At 39.2% G+C, this 17,957-nt stretch carries 17 protein-coding genes; 7 read left to right on the top strand and 10 right to left on the bottom strand.

Annotated elements, in window-relative coordinates; genetic code table 11:
• Window positions 1-168: 168 nt before the first annotated feature.
• The 4 genes from lpdA to ACXZ1K_RS11020 all read left to right on the top strand — a co-directional run bounded on the left by lpdA (window position 169) and on the right by ACXZ1K_RS11020 (window position 4,720).
• On the top strand, window positions 169-1,557 hold the full coding sequence (gene lpdA, locus ACXZ1K_RS11035) for a dihydrolipoyl dehydrogenase (protein ID WP_458969717.1): 1,389 nt from the start codon (window positions 169-171) through the stop codon (window positions 1,555-1,557).
• Between the two features lie 237 nt (window positions 1,558-1,794).
• On the top strand, window positions 1,795-2,637 hold the full coding sequence (locus ACXZ1K_RS11030) for an MBL fold metallo-hydrolase (RefSeq protein ID WP_458969716.1): 843 nt from the start codon (window positions 1,795-1,797) through the stop codon (window positions 2,635-2,637).
• Between the two features lie 193 nt (window positions 2,638-2,830).
• Entirely contained in the window at window positions 2,831-3,691 is an 861-nt protein-coding gene (locus ACXZ1K_RS11025; RefSeq protein ID WP_090992569.1) for a sigma-70 family RNA polymerase sigma factor, read from the top strand.
• An 87-nt stretch (window positions 3,692-3,778) separates the two neighbouring features.
• A complete protein-coding gene (locus ACXZ1K_RS11020; RefSeq protein ID WP_458969715.1) occupies window positions 3,779-4,720 on the top strand; it encodes a M28 family peptidase in 942 nt (313 codons plus the stop codon).
• Window positions 4,721-4,722: 2 nt separating this feature from the next.
• On the opposite strand, the gene ACXZ1K_RS11015 is transcribed toward ACXZ1K_RS11020, so the two are convergent.
• The 5 genes from ACXZ1K_RS11015 to ACXZ1K_RS10995 all read right to left on the bottom strand — a co-directional run bounded on the left by ACXZ1K_RS11015 (window position 4,723) and on the right by ACXZ1K_RS10995 (window position 8,439).
• The gene (locus ACXZ1K_RS11015) at window positions 4,723-4,989 is read right to left on the bottom strand and encodes a hypothetical protein (RefSeq protein WP_458969714.1); all 267 of its coding nucleotides are present in this window, start codon (window positions 4,987-4,989) and stop codon (window positions 4,723-4,725) included.
• 120 nt (window positions 4,990-5,109) lie between these two features.
• Complete coding sequence (locus ACXZ1K_RS11010) at window positions 5,110-6,744, bottom strand: S41 family peptidase (protein ID WP_458969713.1); 1,635 nt, start codon at window positions 6,742-6,744, stop codon at window positions 5,110-5,112.
• Window positions 6,745-6,845: 101 nt separating this feature from the next.
• The gene (locus ACXZ1K_RS11005) at window positions 6,846-7,460 is read right to left on the bottom strand and encodes an HAD hydrolase-like protein (protein ID WP_458969712.1); all 615 of its coding nucleotides are present in this window, start codon (window positions 7,458-7,460) and stop codon (window positions 6,846-6,848) included.
• A 6-nt stretch (window positions 7,461-7,466) separates the two neighbouring features.
• Window positions 7,467-7,784 carry a hypothetical protein gene (locus ACXZ1K_RS11000; RefSeq protein WP_458969711.1) on the bottom strand — a complete coding sequence of 106 codons (318 nt, stop codon included), beginning with the start codon at window positions 7,782-7,784 and terminating at the stop codon, window positions 7,467-7,469.
• Between the two features lie 4 nt (window positions 7,785-7,788).
• Window positions 7,789-8,439 (bottom strand): ABC transporter ATP-binding protein, encoded by a 651-nt coding sequence (locus ACXZ1K_RS10995; RefSeq protein ID WP_458969710.1) that lies wholly within the window; start codon window positions 8,437-8,439, stop codon window positions 7,789-7,791.
• A 65-nt stretch (window positions 8,440-8,504) separates the two neighbouring features.
• On the opposite strand from ACXZ1K_RS10995, the gene sucC reads away from it, so the two are divergent.
• Complete coding sequence (sucC, locus tag ACXZ1K_RS10990; RefSeq protein WP_458969709.1) at window positions 8,505-9,695, top strand: ADP-forming succinate--CoA ligase subunit beta; 1,191 nt, start codon at window positions 8,505-8,507, stop codon at window positions 9,693-9,695.
• 537 nt (window positions 9,696-10,232) lie between these two features.
• Entirely contained in the window at window positions 10,233-11,681 is a 1,449-nt protein-coding gene (gene asnS / locus ACXZ1K_RS10985) for an asparagine--tRNA ligase (RefSeq protein WP_458969708.1), read from the top strand.
• A gap of 96 nt (window positions 11,682-11,777) precedes the next feature.
• Here the strand turns inward: asnS and ACXZ1K_RS10980 are convergent, their stop codons facing one another.
• Window positions 11,778-13,445 carry an FMN-binding glutamate synthase family protein gene (locus ACXZ1K_RS10980; RefSeq protein WP_458969707.1) on the bottom strand — a complete coding sequence of 556 codons (1,668 nt, stop codon included), beginning with the start codon at window positions 13,443-13,445 and terminating at the stop codon, window positions 11,778-11,780.
• A 77-nt stretch (window positions 13,446-13,522) separates the two neighbouring features.
• On the opposite strand from ACXZ1K_RS10980, the gene ACXZ1K_RS10975 reads away from it, so the two are divergent.
• Entirely contained in the window at window positions 13,523-14,146 is a 624-nt protein-coding gene (locus ACXZ1K_RS10975) for an L-threonylcarbamoyladenylate synthase (protein ID WP_458969706.1), read from the top strand.
• Between the two features lie 11 nt (window positions 14,147-14,157).
• Here the strand turns inward: ACXZ1K_RS10975 and trpA are convergent, their stop codons facing one another.
• From trpA to trpD, 4 genes are read right to left on the bottom strand one after another with little or no spacing between them, the layout of a single operon-like run.
• The gene (trpA, locus tag ACXZ1K_RS10970; RefSeq protein WP_458969705.1) at window positions 14,158-14,925 is read right to left on the bottom strand and encodes a tryptophan synthase subunit alpha; all 768 of its coding nucleotides are present in this window, start codon (window positions 14,923-14,925) and stop codon (window positions 14,158-14,160) included.
• Window positions 14,922-16,103, bottom strand: a complete 1,182-nt coding sequence (trpB, locus tag ACXZ1K_RS10965) for a tryptophan synthase subunit beta (RefSeq protein WP_458969704.1) — start codon at window positions 16,101-16,103, stop codon at window positions 14,922-14,924. Before trpB ends, trpA begins: the two co-directional genes overlap by 4 nt.
• A complete protein-coding gene (locus ACXZ1K_RS10960) occupies window positions 16,100-16,702 on the bottom strand; it encodes a phosphoribosylanthranilate isomerase (protein WP_458969703.1) in 603 nt (200 codons plus the stop codon). The genes trpB and ACXZ1K_RS10960 overlap by 4 nt, the downstream gene beginning before the upstream one ends.
• Before the next feature lie 26 nt (window positions 16,703-16,728).
• The gene (trpD, locus tag ACXZ1K_RS10955; RefSeq protein ID WP_458969702.1) at window positions 16,729-17,715 is read right to left on the bottom strand and encodes an anthranilate phosphoribosyltransferase; all 987 of its coding nucleotides are present in this window, start codon (window positions 17,713-17,715) and stop codon (window positions 16,729-16,731) included.
• Window positions 17,716-17,957: the final 242 nt, after the last annotated feature.

Raw genomic sequence — 17,957 nt, 5'->3', positions numbered from 1 at the left:
TTACCAGCTATTTAAAGTGATTCTAATTAAGTTGTGATAGGAACCGCTATTAAGCGGACATTGAAATGACCGAAAATCGTTACACTGCAATTCAGATTAACCTGCTTTAATGAACATTTTTTTTTAATTTTGGGCGTTTAGAAAGATTATTTTCCTTTAATATAAGATATGAACTACGATTTAATTGTTATAGGCAGCGGTCCTGGCGGATACGTAGCCGCAATCAGAGCTTCTCAGTTAGGTTTAAAGACTGCTGTGATAGAGCGCGAATCTTTAGGCGGTATTTGCTTAAACTGGGGTTGTATCCCAACAAAGGCTTTATTAAAAAGTGCGCAGGTTTTTGAGTACATCAACCACGCTGCTGACTATGGAATTAAAACAGCCGAAGCTGAGGCAGATTTTGCAGCGGTAATTAAACGCAGCAGAGGTGTTGCAGATGGTATGAGCAAGGGTGTTCAGTTTCTGATGAAGAAAAACAAGATTGATGTGATCATGGGTACCGGAAAAGTGAAACCTGGCAACAAGGTGGATGTTAAGGCCGCAGATGGTACTTCAAAGGAATATTCTGCAACAAGCATTATTATAGCTACCGGTGGCAGATCAAGAGAATTGCCTAACCTTAAACAGGATGGTAAAAAAATTATCGGATACAGACAGGCGATGGTTTTGCATGAGCAACCTAAATCTATGGTTGTTGTTGGATCTGGTGCTATTGGTGTTGAATTTGCCTATTTCTATGCAACTTTAGGTACTAAGGTTACTGTTGTTGAATTTATGGACAATGTTGTACCTGTAGAAGATGAAGACGTTTCTAAGCAATTGCTGCGCAGCTTCAAAAAGGCTGGTATTGAAGTGATGACTTCATCCAGTGTTGAATCTGTAGATACCAGTGGCACAGGATGTAAAGTTCAGGTTAAAACCGCTTCTGGTATGCAAACCTTAGAATGTGATATCGTTCTTTCTGCTGCTGGTGTTGTAGCTAATATCGAAAACATCGGTTTGGAAGAAACTGGCATCAAAACTGAAAAAGGAAAGGTTGTTGTTGATGAATTCTATAACACGTCTGTTAAAGGTTATTATGCTATCGGTGATATTGTAAGCGGACAAGCCCTTGCTCACGTTGCTTCTGCCGAAGGTATCATTTGTGTAGAGAAGATCACTGGTCATAAACCAGAGCCTTTAGATTATAATAACATCCCAGGATGTACCTATTGCAGTCCGGAAATTGCTTCTGTTGGTTATACTGAAAAAGCAGCCAAAACGGCAGGGTATGAGCTTAAAATCGGTAAATTCCCTTTCTCTGCATCTGGTAAAGCGAGTGCTTCCGGAGCTAAAGATGGTTTCGTAAAATTAATTTTCGACGCCAAATATGGAGAACTATTAGGTGCGCACATGATTGGTAATAACGTTACTGAAATGATTGCAGAGATTGTGGTTGCACGCAAACTGGAAACAACAGGACACGAAATGATTAAGTCAGTACACCCGCATCCTACCATGAGTGAAGCTATAATGGAAGCTGCTGCTGATGCTTACGGCGAAGTGATACATTTATAAAAGGCAAATGGAGTGATCTGCTTTCGGGCTGCATTAATTGTGCTGAAAAAGCACAATAAACGCTAGGCCCTCTTTCAGACACTAAATTTGCTACCAGTTTATGGAAGGGCTGCTATTATTTAGTGGCCCTTTTTTGTTAATTTTAACCTGGTAATTTGTATACAAAGGGATATGAATAACAACCATAGAGAGATGAAACTTTAGCGACACGAATATGAATTTACATAGAATAGACAGATGAATTTGCATACGATAAACACCGGGATGTTTAAGTTGGATGGGGGCGCTATGTTCGGTGTGGTACCGAAATCTATATGGCAGAAAACCAATCCGGCAGACGCTAATAATTTATGCAGTTGGGCCATGCGCTGTTTATTGATTGAGGATGGCGACAGACTTATTCTTATTGATAATGGCCTGGGCAACAAGCAGGATGAAAAGTTTTTTAGTCACTATTACCTCCATGGTGATGATACGCTTGATAAATCACTGGCAGCGAATGGTTTTTCCCGGGATGACATTACTGATGTGTTTTTAACCCACCTTCATTTTGACCATTGTGGAGGATCAATTGTTAGGGACGGCGACAAGTTGCGCCCTGCCTTTAAAAATGCTTTCTATTGGAGCAACCAAAGGCATTGGGACTGGGCGGTTAATCCGAACGAGCGGGAGAAAGCTTCTTTTTTGAAAGATAATATCCTGCCTATACAGGAAAGCGGACAGTTAAGGTTTATTGAGGAAGCTGATGGTGTAGAGCTCCATAAGGACATCAAAATCAGGTTTGCATATGGCCATACGGACGCCATGATGCTGCCACAGATTAGTTATAAGGACAGTACGATTGTTTATATGGCAGATTTACTTCCATCTGTAGGACATATTCCTCTACCCTATGTGATGGCATACGATATGTTTCCATTAAAAACACTAACCGAAAAGAAAACATTTTTTGAAGAGGCAATAGAAAATAACTATATACTATACTTGGAACATGACCCTGAAAATGAGTGCTGTACGTTGCAACAAACGGAAAAGGGAGCAAGAGTTGAACGTGTTTTTTCACTTACAGAAATTGCTTAAAAATGCCATCTCTGATGCTATGGAGACAGTAAAGTAGTAGCTGACAAAACTACTTTGGAATAATTTTTGCTATGGAATTATAGTACAAATAACTTGTGTAAAGTGTAACGTTTTCAGGATTTTATCTTTTAGATTACCCATTAAATACTTACTTTTGCACGTTCAAACACATAACGAGTACCAAAGCATATAAATGAGACAACTCAAAATCACCCAATCGATTACCAATCGCGAAAGTCAGTCTTTAGACAAGTACCTTCATGAAATTGGTAAGGTAGATTTAATTACAGCCGAAGAAGAAGTAATACTAGCAAGGAAAATACGCGAAGGAGATCAGGCAGCACTAGAACGCTTAACAAAAACCAACTTACGTTTCGTTGTCTCAGTTGCAAAACAGTACCAAAATCAGGGTTTAACGTTAGGCGATTTAATTAATGAAGGTAACCTTGGTTTGATCAAGGCTGCTAAGCGTTTTGACGAAACTAAAGGATTTAAATTTATATCATACGCAGTATGGTGGATTCGTCAATCTATATTACAGGCGATTGCAGAGCAGAGCCGTATCGTTAGATTACCTTTAAACCAGGTAGGATCTTTAAGCAAGATCAGCAAGGCTTTTTCAAAATTAGAGCAGGAATTTGAGCGTGAGCCGTCCCCGGAAGAACTTGCCGATATTTTGGAAACCACAGTTGACAAAATATCTGATACTTTAAGTAACTCAGGAAGGCACGTATCTATGGATGCGCCATTTGTTCAAGGTGAGGAAAATACATTGTTAGATGTATTGGAAAACCATGAGCCAAATACAGACAGCAATTTGATCAATGAGTCGCTTTCAGAAGAGATCAAACGTTCATTATCTACCTTAACTGAACGTGAACGCGAAATCATCGTTCTTTTCTTTGGTTTGAGCACCAATCATCCTTTGTCATTAGAAGAAATTGGTGAAAAGTTTAACCTTACCCGCGAACGTGTTCGTCAGATTAAAGATAAAGCTTTACAACGTTTAAGACACACATCCAGAAGTAAGATCCTTAAATCTTATCTGGGCTAATTATATATTCATTATCGAATTGATAAAAGATTGAGTTCAACACTCGATCTTTTTTTTATCGTAATTTTAGGTCAAATTTATCAGCCCATGAAATCATATTATATATATCCGCTGGCCCTATTATTAGGTTGCAGCTCTGTTAAAAAGACGGGTGCTCAGGATAATAACGCTCAATTACTAAAAGACATTCAGGTATTGTCTTCTGATGCTTACCAGGGCCGCAAAACGGGAACTAAGGGGGCAGAAATGTCTAGAACGTATATTATTGAACGTTTCAAAGCAATTGGTGTTAAGGCTTTCTCCGGCTTAGTTGGCTATGAACAAGCGTTTAGTTTTAAACGTGGTACAGGGACTGTAGATGGTAAAAATGTTGTTGGTTATATACAAGGAAAATCAGATCAGGTCATTGTGGTCTCCGCGCATTATGATCATTTGGGAGTTGTAAAAGATGAAGTATTCAATGGAGCCGATGACAATGCCTCGGGGGTGGGTGGACTTTTACAAATTGCTTCTTATTTTTCCAAGAACAAACCTAATCACACCATCATCTTTGCTGCGTTTGACGCAGAAGAAATGGGCCTACAGGGTGCAAAGGCTTTTGTTGCCAACCCTCCTGTTGCGGTTGAGAAAATTAAGCTGAACATCAACATGGATATGATCGCTCACAACGACAAAGGCGAGCTTTACGTTTGTGGAACCTATACATATCCTGAGCTTAAAAAGTATATTTACATCAACAATGCAGCTATTAAAATCTTGCCTGGGCATGATGACCCTAAACTAGGTAAAGCGGAGGACTGGACAGATCAAAGTGATCAAGGTGCATTTAATGCGAAAAACATTCCTTTTTTATATTTTGGTGTGGAGGATCATAAAGACTACCACAAAGCTTCAGACGAGTTTCAAAATATCAATAAACAATTCTATATAAATGCTGTTGCAGCTGTTTTGTCAATTACCAACAACATTGACAAGGAGCGTGATATTCAGCAAATCTTTAAGGAAAAGCTGAAGATGAAAAAGCAATAAGTTTAAAAGTCTATATCTATTAGGCTGCTAAGTGGAATATGCACCCCACTTTTTAGCTGCACATATTTCTCTGTTACCGACCACACCGTGGTATTTACAGTTTTAGGTCCATCTTTGGTATTGAAGGTGATGTCTGCTTTTGATTTAAATTCGTTCCCTAACCTCTGTGCAGAGTTTAATTTGCTTCTTAACTCTTCGGTATGGTTTTGTTCTGCTGGTATGATCTTACTGATCTCGATAGATTCTTTGGCAATTAGTTCCCCTAACATAAATTATATTGGCTATTCGTTTAACTAAATATGCATTTAATTCCTAGAAATATCAATACATAAATAAAGAGTTACAAAAAAATGATGTTAAAAAAAAAGCCCGCTTTCGCGGGCTTTAACTTATTTTTTAATCTTGGGCTTATCATCAATCATACCCACAAATTCTTTATCATTTTGAAAATCACCAGCAAGCGATAATGCGACATTACTTTTTATTCCAGTAGCACCTGATATCCTGTTTGCTGATATAACGCCTTTTATTCCTGGAGAAATTACGTCGATTGCTTTAGCAAGATAACCGTCTGATGGATTGCCCCAGTCGTAATCTCCGTAATCCACTCCCCCATCAACATCGGGAACCATACCAGTGTAATATCCACCTTGGTCGGCTGAGTTTCTGGTTTCAAAAAGAGAAAGATAAACGTCATACCTATTCTCTAATCTAAATGGAAAAAATCCAATTGGTTTACCGTAAGTAGTCTTACCTACTAAACTCACCTTCATTTTAGGCTTTAGATTGTTAATTACCAGTTCACTAGCCGAAGCTGTTCTGCCAGAAACGATAAAAACGATATTGGTCACAGTTTTTAGATCTCCTGTTTTTGCAAACGAATTGGTATTTCCAGCGACTGAGTAATCAAGGTCCGCATAAGTAAGTGCCCTCCCGGACTGATATACCTGTTTATCGTTCGCATCTAAATAAGGTTGGTTCTTTAAAATACTTGGATCTGTAGTTTTTCTGTTTTTGAGGTTGTTGTTGAAATGCTCTATATACATTACACCCGTTGCACTTGATGGTGCAAGAAGATTTGTAAGCTGTTCTGCGGTACTCACATATCCACCCCCATTGTAGCGAAGATCAACAACCAGATCTGTAACATTTTTTGCTGCGAAATCATTAATAACTGCAGTTAACGCCGCTACCGAGTTACCCTCATTAGAAAAGCGTGCATATGCCAGATATCCAATTTTATGTGTTCCTGCAGTTATTACGTTACTTTTATAGATAGGGCTGCTTTTATAGCTGGCCTTAGTCAACGATACATTGAAAGCAGTTCCATCAGTTTTAAATCCTTTCAGACTGATCACAGCAGGGTTGCCATAGATTGTTGAATTGATTAAGGTCCTTTCAGACGGCGCTATATTACCGTCAGTTACTGTACCTACCGGAGTGCCATTTATTTCAGTAATGTAAGCTCCCCTGGTTAATCCAGCCTTAAAAGCAGGCGAATTTTCAAATACAGCCTGGATATATAATTTATATACGGTAGAACTTACGCCCACAGCGCTAATGGCATATATACCGACATCATTACCGTTACCTTCTAAATCTACTGAAGCTTGCTCGTTACGAATTGATGCAGTAGGCGTAGGGTTGGCGGTAGAAATATCATCTATAAAAGAATATTTCGGTTCTGTAGAGGTACTTAAATAATCTGGTTTCGCGGCAGCTTTAACGAGGTTATATAAATTACTTTCGAGGTTTAGTAAAGTACTACCTGAAGTATTGTACTGTCTAGGCACGTAAGTATCATAGCTTGGCAATGATTCATTCCAAAAATAAATCTCTTTCGCATAGAGAAATAAAGAATCGTTGCTAAGCTCCATCCTATTGGTGGTTGGCGTTTGCTTCGTATTTGATTCTGTTGTTGGTGTGGTAGGCGCAGGAGTCTTACTTTTCCGACAAGCGGATAATGTCAAAGTTAAAGACATTGCAGTGAATAGTACCCAGTTTTTGAAGTGCATGTTTTTCATTTAACGGTTCAGTTTCTTTAAAATAAACGAGGGGGTAGATAAATTAGTTGTTTAGAGCGCATTAAGACGTAATTTACGACTTTGATTAGGTATTAACGTAATTAATATGTCAATAGTTCACTAACATTTAAATATTTTATTTTACAAACAAACGCCGCGTCGAAATCAACTTCTGTTTTGCCGACAAAAACAGCATGTTTTGAATCGAGTTTATGTTTCTTTATAATGTCAAAAAGACCAGATGAAATGGACTGCTCTTTGCTTTCTTCGGTAAAATAAACTACCAGATTTTCTGCTAACCCTTCCCAATTTGTTTGCCTGATTTTATTGAGCTGTTGCTCCGGGTTTCCATTTACCAGAAGGAAAATCGATTTATTATCGCGTTTTATCTCGTTTAATAAGCTTAACATCTGAGGAAACATTTCCAACTTTAAAGGAAGACGTGCACCAGCTTGTAATAAATTAAAATTCAATTGATACTTAACAGGGATACCCCACTTTTCGGCAGTTCTACCAAAGATCCCATCGTGACCATTTTGTTCATAATCAGCTTTCATGTACTGAAGAACATCATTTGCGGGTATCTGTTCACTGTATTCTATAAAATTAGCAAACAAATAGTACACTTGGAGCAGAAAATCCTTTTCTGGATAAAGAATGTCATCAAAACCAAAAATAAAGGCATCGGCTTCATTTAAATAATTTTCAAAGTCCATAACTTATTATTTGGTGGTATTGGAACCTGGTGCAGTAATAATGTCGATGTTAAATTCTTCAAAAAGTACTTTTGATTTCTGTACTTCTTGAAATTCGATCTGATTAACCGGCAAAATTGCATCTACCAACTCGTCCAAACAGGAACTCAATAAATTGTGAGCGATGATGTCGTCGTTTTGAACGCCAAGAGAAATAAACCGATAGGCTGCTGAAGGAAAGGAAGGCACTTCTCCGTAATCGGCCAACACAATAGTATCTTCGGGAAATTGCTTGATCAGTTTTAACGCCTGAGCAGATTTCCCTCCTGTAATTAGTATTTTCAAAATCTTAAATAATTAATCCATCTTTCATGGTGACTACCCTGTCACTAATTTTTGCCAATCCCTCGTTGTGCGTCACAATCACAAAGGTTTGCTTAAAATCATCACGCAGGGTGATAAAAAACTGATGAAGTGAATTGGCATTGGCTGAGTCCAGGTTACCTGAAGGCTCATCTGCCAATACAATTGCCGGGCGATTAATTAATGCTCTGGCTACGGCAATTCGTTGCTGTTCTCCGCCGGATAATTGATTTGGCTTGTGATTTGCCCTATCTTTCAGCCCAAGTAAACCCAACAACTCCAATGCCCGTTCTTCTGCCTCCTTTTTAGGGACACGTGCGATAAATGCGGGAATACAAATGTTCTCTAAAGCAGTAAATTCCGGAAGCAAATGGTGGAACTGAAATACGAAACCGATGTTCTTATTTCTGAAAACACTGAGCAGCTCGCCATTTAGCTTATTGATTTTGGTACCATTTAAGGATACCTCACCTTCATCTGGTTTATCCAGGGTTCCAAGTATATGAAGCAGTGTACTTTTACCGGCCCCGGATGCGCCAATGATGCTGACAATTTCTCCTTTTTCGACTGTAAAATCAACTCCTTTTAAAATGGGCAAATTCCCATAAGCTTTCTTTATACCCGTGGCTTTTAGCATAAATGCAAACTTAGTGTTTTTAAAACCAATCTGAAATTGTAGATTTGAGCAAATTTTTTCAGCAAATGAATATCCACGAATATCAAGGTAAAGAAATACTTAAAAGTTTTGGTGTAGCCGTACAAGAAGGCATAGTTGCAGATACTGTTGAACAAGCCGTTGAAGCTGCTAAAAAAATGAAAACTGATTACAATTCAGACTGGGTGGTGATTAAAGCACAAATCCATGCTGGAGGTAGAGGTAAAGGCGGCGGTGTAAAACTTGCCAAGAACCTTGACGAGGTAAAAGAAAGAGCAACTGCAATTTTGGGAATGCAATTGGTAACTCCTCAAACTGGTCCTGAAGGTAAAAAAGTAAATAAGATATTGGTTGCTCAGGATGTATATTATCCTGGTGCTTCTGAAACTAAAGAATTTTATATCAGTGTGCTCTTAAATCGTGCAAGCGGAAGGAACATCATTATGTACTCTACCGAAGGTGGAATGGATATTGAAGAAGTTGCAGAACACACACCTCATTTGATCTTTAAAGAAGAAATTGACCCTAAAGTAGGTCTTCAGGCATTTCAGGCACGCAAAATTGCCTTCAACCTTGGTTTAAGCGGTGCTGCTTTTAAGGAAATGGTGAAATTTGTTAGTGCTTTATATAAAGCATATGACAGCACAGATTCTTCGATGTTTGAAATTAACCCAGTGCTAAAGACATCAGATGATAAAATCATTGCTGTTGACGCAAAGGTTGATTTAGATGAGAACGCTTTGTTCCGTCATGCTGATTATGCTGCAATGCGTGATAAACTGGAAGAAGATCCTACAGATGTAGAAGCTAGCGAATCAAACCTGAACTATGTTAAACTTGACGGTAACGTTGGATGTATGGTAAACGGTGCGGGACTTGCAATGGCAACAATGGATATCATTAAAATTGCAGGTGGTGAACCAGCTAACTTTTTAGATGTTGGTGGAACTGCGAACGCTCAAACCGTGAAAGCTGGTTTTAACATCATACTGAAAGACCCAAATGTGAAAGCGATTTTGATCAACATTTTTGGTGGTATAGTTCGTTGCGACAGGGTAGCACAAGGTGTTATTGATGCTTATAAAGAAATTGGCGATGTTCCAGTTCCGATTATCTGTCGTTTGCAGGGAACAAATGCAGTTGAGGCAAAACAATTAATTGATGATTCTGGATTAAAAGTATTCTCAGCAATTGCGTTAAAAGATGCTGCAGCACTTGTTACCCAAGTTTTAGCGTAAAAATCACAAAATATTTTCTAAAAAAGCTGCCAATGGCGGCTTTTTTTGTTTTATACTGATTTGAAAAAAGGATTAAAAAGAAAAGGCCTACAACTATCCAATTGTAGGCCTCTCTAACCAAATATAAATTAAACGAGCAATACAAACATATGACTTTTTTTCTAAATAATCTAAAAAATCATATATTTTTTTATAAAAAAATTGATTTTAATAACTTTTCAAGAGCAAATAAGCTGCAAACAAGCTATTTAATCGATTTTTTTAACAAATAACAAGCGTATTTTAAGGTATAAATCAATATTTAAGCTTATTTATATTATTTCAAGCCAATAAAACTCACAATTTTCAATAAACGATCAGAATTATATAGAAGAAATAGAAACAAAAACACTTTTATATTAATTTTAGTAAAAATACACCCTTGATTTGCCATCTATAGTATCTTTAATAGTTTATACAAACTCCCTCCTATTAGTTAATCAATTGCTGCCATTTCTTGTTTGATTTTCTTATTTTTGACGCGCTCCACTAAAAGTTATGATTAAAAGAGAAAAAGTAAAAAATCTGCTAGAGACCAACGAATTTGATAGAGAAGTTACCGTTATGGGCTGGGTACGTACGTTTCGTAATAACCAGTTCATTGCCATAAATGATGGATCTTGCATGGGTAATATTCAAATCGTAGTAGACTTCAATAATACAAATGAAGATTTATTAAAACGCATTACTACAGGGGCTGCTATTTCTGTAAAGGGAACTGTAGTAGAATCGTTAGGGAAAGGTCAGCGTGTTGATATTAAGGCACAATCTATTGAAATATTGGGCGACAGTGACCCAGAGAAATTCCCATTGCAACCTAAGAAGCATAGTCTGGAGTTTTTAAGGGAAATAGCCCATTTGCGTTTCCGCACGAATACATTTAATGCAGTTTTCAAATTGAGACATGCGTTGGCATTTGCCATTCATCAGTTCTACAATGAACGTGGTTTTGTATACATGCACACACCTATCATCACAGCATCAGATGCGGAAGGCGCTGGTGAGATGTTTAAAGTGACTACGCTGGATTTTGACAATGTGCCGCGCACTGAAGACGGCAAAGTTGACTATTCTGAAGATTTCTTTGCCAGGGCAAGTAACTTAACAGTTTCAGGACAATTAGAAGGCGAGCTTGCAGCTATGGCTTTTGGGCAGATCTACACTTTTGGTCCGACTTTCCGGGCTGAAAATTCAAATACTACCCGCCACCTCGCTGAATTTTGGATGATTGAACCAGAAGTAGCTTTTGCTGATCTGGAAGACAATATGCAGCTGGCTGAAGATATGCTGAAATATGTGATTGAGTACGCGCTGAAGAACTGTAAAGATGAGTTGGACTTTTTAAATAGCCGCCTGCTGGAAGAAGAAAAATCCAAACCACAAGCGGAACGCTCAGAACTTTCGTTACTGGAGAAATTGAACTTCTGCTTAAACAATGACTTCGAACGTTTAACATATACAGAAGCAATTGCGATCTTAAAATCTTCTAAACCAAATCAGAAGAAGCAATTTAAGTACCTAATTGACGAATGGGGTGCAGACCTGCAATCAGAGCATGAAAGATTTTTGGTGGAGAAGCATTTTAAGAAACCTGTTATACTCACAGACTACCCTGCCGATATTAAGTCGTTCTATATGCGCCAAAATGAGCCAGATGCACAAGGCAGAAATACTGTGGCAGCTATGGATATTCTTTTCCCAGGTATCGGTGAGATCATTGGTGGTTCTCAACGTGAAGAGCGTTTGGACAGGCTAACGAAAAGAATGGAACAAATGAACATTCCTCAGGATGAACTTTGGTGGTATTTAGACACCAGGAAGTTCGGATCTGCCCCACATGCAGGTTTCGGACTAGGGTTTGAACGCTTAGTACTATTTGTTAGCGGAATGACGAACATCAGGGACGTTATTGCATTCCCACGTTTCCCTAGAAATGCGGAATTTTAAATAACATTTTCATCATTTAGATAGTCACGTCATTGCGAGGTGCTAAGCAAGCCCAATAATAGATTGCTTAGTACCTCGCAATGTTAAAATTACCTGTTAAGATGCACCGGTATTGTTTTCAAGACTATCGCTAAACGAATTGGCATGCGCATAATCTACGAGCGACACCTTATAATCTGTAGGTGCAAAACTCGCAGATGTGCTTAAAGCCATCCCCAGTTCAAACCTCATTGGATAAGGAGATTTCAGCAGACTACCTTCTGGTATGTAAGGATAAGTTTCCATGTAAGACTGCATCACATTAGGTGCAACTCTCCTATTGATATAGGCTCTGGTAAGTTCATAAGTATGGTGCAAACCCGCAGCACCCAATAGTTCAACTGCACTAGCTACAGTTAACCTGTGAAAATTAAATACCCTAACTGTTTTATCTTCTACAACTAGTCCCTTCATTAAACTGGGATCTTGAGTTGCTACACCTGTAGGACAAGTATTGCTATTACACTCCAGCGCCTGAATGCATCCGAGGGCGAACATCATTCCCCTGGCAGAATTGCAAAGATCAGCACCAAGGGCTATGTTTTTAACGAGGTCAAAGCCGGAGGCAATCTTACCAGAAGAGATAATTTTAATGTGTTTTTTTAAGTTAAAACCGGTTAGCACATCGAACACGAATGCTACAGCTTCTCGCAGAGGCATGCCCACAGCATTTGAAAATTCCTGCGGAGAAGCTCCTGTACCACCTTCACCTCCATCTACCGTGATAAAATCAACATAAATATTAGTTTCTATCATAGCTTTGCATATAGCGAAGAACTCACTTCGTCTGCCAATACAAAGCTTGATACCTATTGGTTTGCCTCCAGAAAGATCTCTGAGTTTTTTAACAAAGCGCATCATTTCAACAGGCGTTTTAAATTCGGAGTGTGCCGGAGGGGAGATCACATCAAAGCCTTCCTTTACCAATCTTATTCTTGCGATCTCCGGCGTTACCTTTTTGGCTGGTAAAATACCACCATGACCTGGCTTAGCTCCCTGAGAGAGTTTGATTTCGATCATTTTGATCTGTTCAGATTTGGAACGTTCAGCGAACGCCTCGTCATTAAACCTGCCGTCATGATGCCGGCAGCCGAAATATCCTGTACCAATTTGCCAGATCAGGTCGCCACCGGGATTGGCATGATAATCACTAATACCGCCTTCTCCTGTATTATGGGCAAAACCTCCCATCTTTGCACCTCCATTTAGGGATAGAATTGCATTCTGACTTAGTGACCCAAAGCTCATCGCCGAAATATTGTAGATGCTGGCAGAATATGGCTGAGCACAGTCTGGCCCGCCAACCAATACTCTTGGGTTTTCATCCAGTTCATGGTGACTGATTGCCGCTATGCTATGGCTAAGCCATTCGTAACCATTTTCATATACATCCAGCTGAGTACCAAAAGGGATGGTGTCATTTTCCATTTTTGCACGCTGATAGATTAACGATCTGCTTAACCTGCTAAAGGGTTTCCCATTGGTATCACTCTCCACAAAATACTGATATACTTTTGGCCTAAGGTCTTCCGCAAAATATCGAAGTCTTCCAATAACCGGATAGTTTCTAACAATACTGTGTTTGGGCTGATAAAGATCATAAATACCCAAGAGTACGATAGGGCCTGTAAAAATGGCGATCCACCATAGAGGCGGATAAGTGAGTCCCAGCATAATAGTGAGGGTTACTAAAAATGCAGCTATGGCGATAAATGCTTTTCTCATACTGGTTAATTTAATAAAATCATAGCAATAGAACAATTATAATCCGGTTTCGGCTCAAGTTTTGTGTAATTTTACATATGCTTATCAAAATATATCCGGAGAATCCAAACCCAAAAGCAATTGAGCAGATTGTAGAGGTATTGAAAAAAGGAGGCATCGTGATCTATCCCACTGATACCGTGTATGGAATGGGCTGCGATATCACTAATCAGAAAGCTATTGAGAGGATTTGCAAGCTAAGAGGTATTAAACCGGAGAAAGCCAATTTCTCCTTTATTTGTTCTGACCTGAGGCACATCTCTGATTACATCAAACCAATTGATACAACAGTTTTCAGGGTGTTAAAAAAGGCCTTACCGGGCCCTTTTACCTTTATATTTAACGCCAATAATAATGTTCCAAAATTATTAAGCTCTAACAAAAAAACGGTGGGCATCAGGGTGCCTGATAATAACATAGCCCGGGAAATTGTACTGCAGCTGGGCAATCCTATCCTTTCCACCTCTATACACGATGATGACGAGGTGATTGAATACTCTACAGATCCGGAACTTATCCATGAAAAATACGAGGATAAGGTAGATCTAATAGTAGATGGCGGTTATGGGGATAACGAACCATCTACTGTGGTCGACTGTACATCAGGCGATTTTGAGATCATTAGACAGGGCAAGGGCGATCTGGAAAGTGTGATCGGTTAGGTTACCTGGTATTATCCCTTAAATGCCTTCATAAATTCTTTTACACTGCCACGGACATTGTCACTTTCCAGGCTTTTTACAAATGCGCTCCCCACAATGGCACCATGCGCATATTTACAGGCCTTATCAAACGTCTCTTTGCTGCTGATTCCAAAACCGATAACACTTGGGTTTTTAAGCTTGAGTGCAGCAATCCTGGAAAAATAAGCCTCGGTTTGATCTGAAACCTGTAAATTCTGACCAGTTGTAGCAGATGAGGATAACAGGTAGATGAATGCATTGCTGATTCCATCTATTTTTTGAATGCGCTCTGGAGATGTTTGCGGAGTAATCAAGAATATATTGCTTAATCCATATTTGGCAAATGTATCCGCATAGAATTCTTCAAATTCCACCATTGGTAGATCGGGTACGATGCAACCATCTACCCCTACTTCTGCACAGGCTTTACAAAAGTTTTCTACTCCAAACTGCAGCATTGGATTTACATAGCCCATTAGGAGCACCGGTATAGTTACTGTTTTTCGCAAATCTTTTAACTGTTCAAACAACAGCTTTAAATCCATCCCATTATCCAATGCTTGTTTACTGCTGGCCTGTATTACTGGTCCATCTGCTACAGGATCTGAATAGGGAAATCCGATTTCCAGTAAGTCTGCACCGCTTTGCTCTAATTCTTCTGCTATCGTCATGGTATCACCAAGATTGGGATAGCCGGCCGTGTAATAAATAGAGAGTATATTTTTCTTCTCTTCGAAGAGTTGTTTTAGTCTGCTCATAAATTAAAATATTTCATATAAGTATCCATGTCCTTATCGCCGCGACCAGAAAGACATACCACTACATTTTCATCTCCGGTAAAAGTCATTTTTTCCAGGTAGGCAAGTGCATGTGCGCTTTCAATAGCTGGAATTATTCCTTCCATTTGTGTCAGAAGCAAGCCGGCTTGCAGCGATTCATCATCTGTTATCGAGACATACAAACCTCTTCCCGTTTTAAACAAATGTGCATGTTGAGGACCGATGCCGGGATAATCTAAACCAGCCGATACAGAATGCGGCTCAACAACCTGACCATCATGAGTTTGCATCAAAATACTTCTGCTACCATGTAAAACACCTTCTTTACCCAAAGTAGTAGTTGCCGCAGAAAATCCGGTATCTACCCCTCTTCCCGCAGCCTCAACCGCAATAAGTTTTACCTGCTCATCATCAATAAAATGATAAAACATACCCATGGCATTACTTCCTCCGCCTACACAGGCCAGTACATAATCAGGTTGATCGTTCCCGGTTTGCTCTATTAACTGCTTTTTAGTTTCTTCGGAAATGATGGATTGAAATATCCCTACCATATCTGGATATGGATGCGGACCAACAACAGAACCGATAATGTAATGCGTGTCTATCGGATTGTTGATCCAGTCGCGCATAGCTTCGTTAGTTGCATCCTTAAGCGTCTTGCTGCCAGAGGTGGCCGGCACTACCCTGGCGCCCAACATTTTCATTCTGGCCACGTTAGGAGCCTGACGTTTGATATCAACCTCACCCATATAAACCACACATTCTAAGCCGCGCAATGCACATACGGTAGCCGTAGCCACACCGTGTTGTCCCGCACCGGTTTCAGCAATAATCCTTTTTTTACCCAATTTCTCCGCAAGGAGAATTTGTCCAATAGTATTGTTGATTTTGTGTGCCCCGGTATGATTTAGGTCTTCCCTTTTCAGGAAGATGTTTGCATTGTACTTTTTAGAAAGCCTTTTAGCGAGGTAAAGCGGTGAAGGTCTGCCTACATAATCTTTTAGCAACTGATGAAATTCTTTTTGAAAATCGGCATCTTCAATTATTTTCAAATAGTTTAGTCTAAGTTCTTCTACGTTTGGATAAAGCATTTCAGGAATGTATGCCCCTCCGAAATCCCCGTAATAACCCTTTTCATTTACAAAATAGCTCATAACTGTGTTTTAAAATGCTTTAATTTATTATAATCTTTTATTCCCGGTTGTAATTCAAACCTACTGTTTACATCTATGGCATAAAACCGGTCATCATTAATTTGGTGTAATTCATTTACCTGATCCTCACTGATTCCTCCGCTTAGGAAATAAGGAACAGCTAGTTTGTATTGTTGTAACAATTTCCAGTTAAACACTTTACCAGAACCTCCATGAGCAGGAGTTTGTGTGTCAAACAAAAAATAGTTTACTGCATCAACATATTCATTCAACGAGTTGAAATCGAAATGTTCATCGATTCCGAATGCTTTTATGATCATAAGAGAAGCACTCGATTTATTGTTTAGCGCCATGCAGTAGTCTGCCGACTCTGATCCGTGCAGCTGTACCCCGGAAAGTTTAAATTGATCTACAATACGCAACACCTCGTTCAAGTCTTCATTAACAAACACCCCTATTCTGTGGATGTTTTTAGGCAATGCTAAAACGTTGGCAGGTGATAAATTGCCTGCATACCTTTTGGATTCTTTATAAAATATAAAACCCATAAAATCAGGCGCTATTTGTGATACCTCACGGATATTGGCAGGATCTCTCATCCCGCATATTTTAAGTTTTGCTTCCACTACGCAATTAACTTTTTAAAGCTTTGTAAAGCCAGCTTGTTCATTAATGATTCTTCGGCTTCATAGAAGCAGTCGCCAAAGCTTTTACCGCTATCAATGGTGTTAATGGCCAGCGCCGCATTACAAAGCACTACATTTTGTTGGGCAGCCGTACCTTTACCATTTAATACATCCTGAAATATTGTTGCAGATGATTCCACCGTGTCACCACCTTTTATTTCATTTTCGCTAATCTCAGAAAAACCAAGATCTGCCACGGTTCTCAAAGCTTCGCCCGATTTGCTGAACGTTTTAAAGTCGCATGTAAGTGATACCTCATCAAAACCATCTACTGCATGAAGAATGGTATAATTCTTATCAGTATCCTGGTATAGATAGGCATATTGCCTGGCCAGCTCCAAACTAAATACTCCTACAATCTGGTTCTTTGGTTGTGCCGGATTAACCATTGGCCCAAGCATATTAAAGAAAGTTTTAACACCCAATTCTTTACGTATTGGAGCTACAGTTTTCATTGCAGGATTAAACAGCGGGGCATGTATAAAACAAATACCAGCGGTGTCTAAACTGCGTTTTAGTATATTTTGGTCATTGGTAAAAGTATATCCCAGGTATTCCATTACGTTAGATGAGCCGCATCCGGATGAAACACCGTAATTGCCATGCTTTGCAACTTTATAGCCTGCTCCCGCAACTACGAAAGAAGCGAGTGTAGAAATGTTGAACGTATCCTTACCGTCACCACCTGTGCCGCAAAGGTCAACCAGCTCATAATCCGACAAATCAAGTTTTAAACAAAGATCAAGCATCGCGTCTCTAAAGCCCTGAAGTTCCTGAACGGTAATGTTACGCATTCCATAAGCGGTAATAAAAGCAGCAATCTGGGAGGTATTAAATTCACCCAAAGCAATAGAGGTTAAGATTTTTTGCGCCTCTTCTCTGCTAAAGGTTTTATTTTCAAATAGGTGGTTTAATATTTTTTTCATGTTTCTAGTGTTTTTATCGTCACAAGCTATTCCGGGGCCATATTAGCTAACCCATTATGTTTCAGAATGCTGTAAACAAAAAAAGGGCTGCCTTGTAGCAACCCTAAATTTTTTTAAATATAAAAAACGTTTAAATACAGGGTTACACTACGCAATTGCGTTGTGCCACCACCAATTATTAAGTCCGTTTATGATTATCATCTCTGGCAAATATGGAATTGTTTTTGCAAAGCAGCAAATCT

The organism is Pedobacter jaeyakensis (genome assembly GCF_054461315.1).
This window is presented reverse-complemented; position numbering and strand designations above follow the sequence as displayed.

What these genes read in the sequence shown, in the direction of transcription:
- lpdA (WP_458969717.1), top strand. Translation starts at nt 169, where the DNA reads ATGAACTACGATTTAATTGTTATAGGCAGCGGTCCTGGCGGATACGTA.
- ACXZ1K_RS11030 (WP_458969716.1), top strand. Translation starts at nt 1,795, where the DNA reads ATGAATTTGCATACGATAAACACCGGGATGTTTAAGTTGGATGGGGGC.
- ACXZ1K_RS11025 (WP_090992569.1), top strand. Translation starts at nt 2,831, where the DNA reads ATGAGACAACTCAAAATCACCCAATCGATTACCAATCGCGAAAGTCAG.
- ACXZ1K_RS11020 (WP_458969715.1), top strand. Translation starts at nt 3,779, where the DNA reads ATGAAATCATATTATATATATCCGCTGGCCCTATTATTAGGTTGCAGC.
- ACXZ1K_RS11015 (WP_458969714.1), bottom strand. Translation starts at nt 4,989, where the DNA reads ATGTTAGGGGAACTAATTGCCAAAGAATCTATCGAGATCAGTAAGATC.
- ACXZ1K_RS11010 (WP_458969713.1), bottom strand. Translation starts at nt 6,744, where the DNA reads ATGAAAAACATGCACTTCAAAAACTGGGTACTATTCACTGCAATGTCT.
- ACXZ1K_RS11005 (WP_458969712.1), bottom strand. Translation starts at nt 7,460, where the DNA reads ATGGACTTTGAAAATTATTTAAATGAAGCCGATGCCTTTATTTTTGGT.
- ACXZ1K_RS10995 (WP_458969710.1), bottom strand. Translation starts at nt 8,439, where the DNA reads ATGCTAAAAGCCACGGGTATAAAGAAAGCTTATGGGAATTTGCCCATT.
- sucC (WP_458969709.1), top strand. Translation starts at nt 8,505, where the DNA reads ATGAATATCCACGAATATCAAGGTAAAGAAATACTTAAAAGTTTTGGT.
- asnS (WP_458969708.1), top strand. Translation starts at nt 10,233, where the DNA reads ATGATTAAAAGAGAAAAAGTAAAAAATCTGCTAGAGACCAACGAATTT.
- ACXZ1K_RS10980 (WP_458969707.1), bottom strand. Translation starts at nt 13,445, where the DNA reads ATGAGAAAAGCATTTATCGCCATAGCTGCATTTTTAGTAACCCTCACT.
- ACXZ1K_RS10975 (WP_458969706.1), top strand. Translation starts at nt 13,523, where the DNA reads ATGCTTATCAAAATATATCCGGAGAATCCAAACCCAAAAGCAATTGAG.
- trpA (WP_458969705.1), bottom strand. Translation starts at nt 14,925, where the DNA reads ATGAGCAGACTAAAACAACTCTTCGAAGAGAAGAAAAATATACTCTCT.
- trpB (WP_458969704.1), bottom strand. Translation starts at nt 16,103, where the DNA reads ATGAGCTATTTTGTAAATGAAAAGGGTTATTACGGGGATTTCGGAGGG.
- ACXZ1K_RS10960 (WP_458969703.1), bottom strand. Translation starts at nt 16,702, where the DNA reads ATGAGAGATCCTGCCAATATCCGTGAGGTATCACAAATAGCGCCTGAT.
- trpD (WP_458969702.1), bottom strand. Translation starts at nt 17,715, where the DNA reads ATGAAAAAAATATTAAACCACCTATTTGAAAATAAAACCTTTAGCAGA.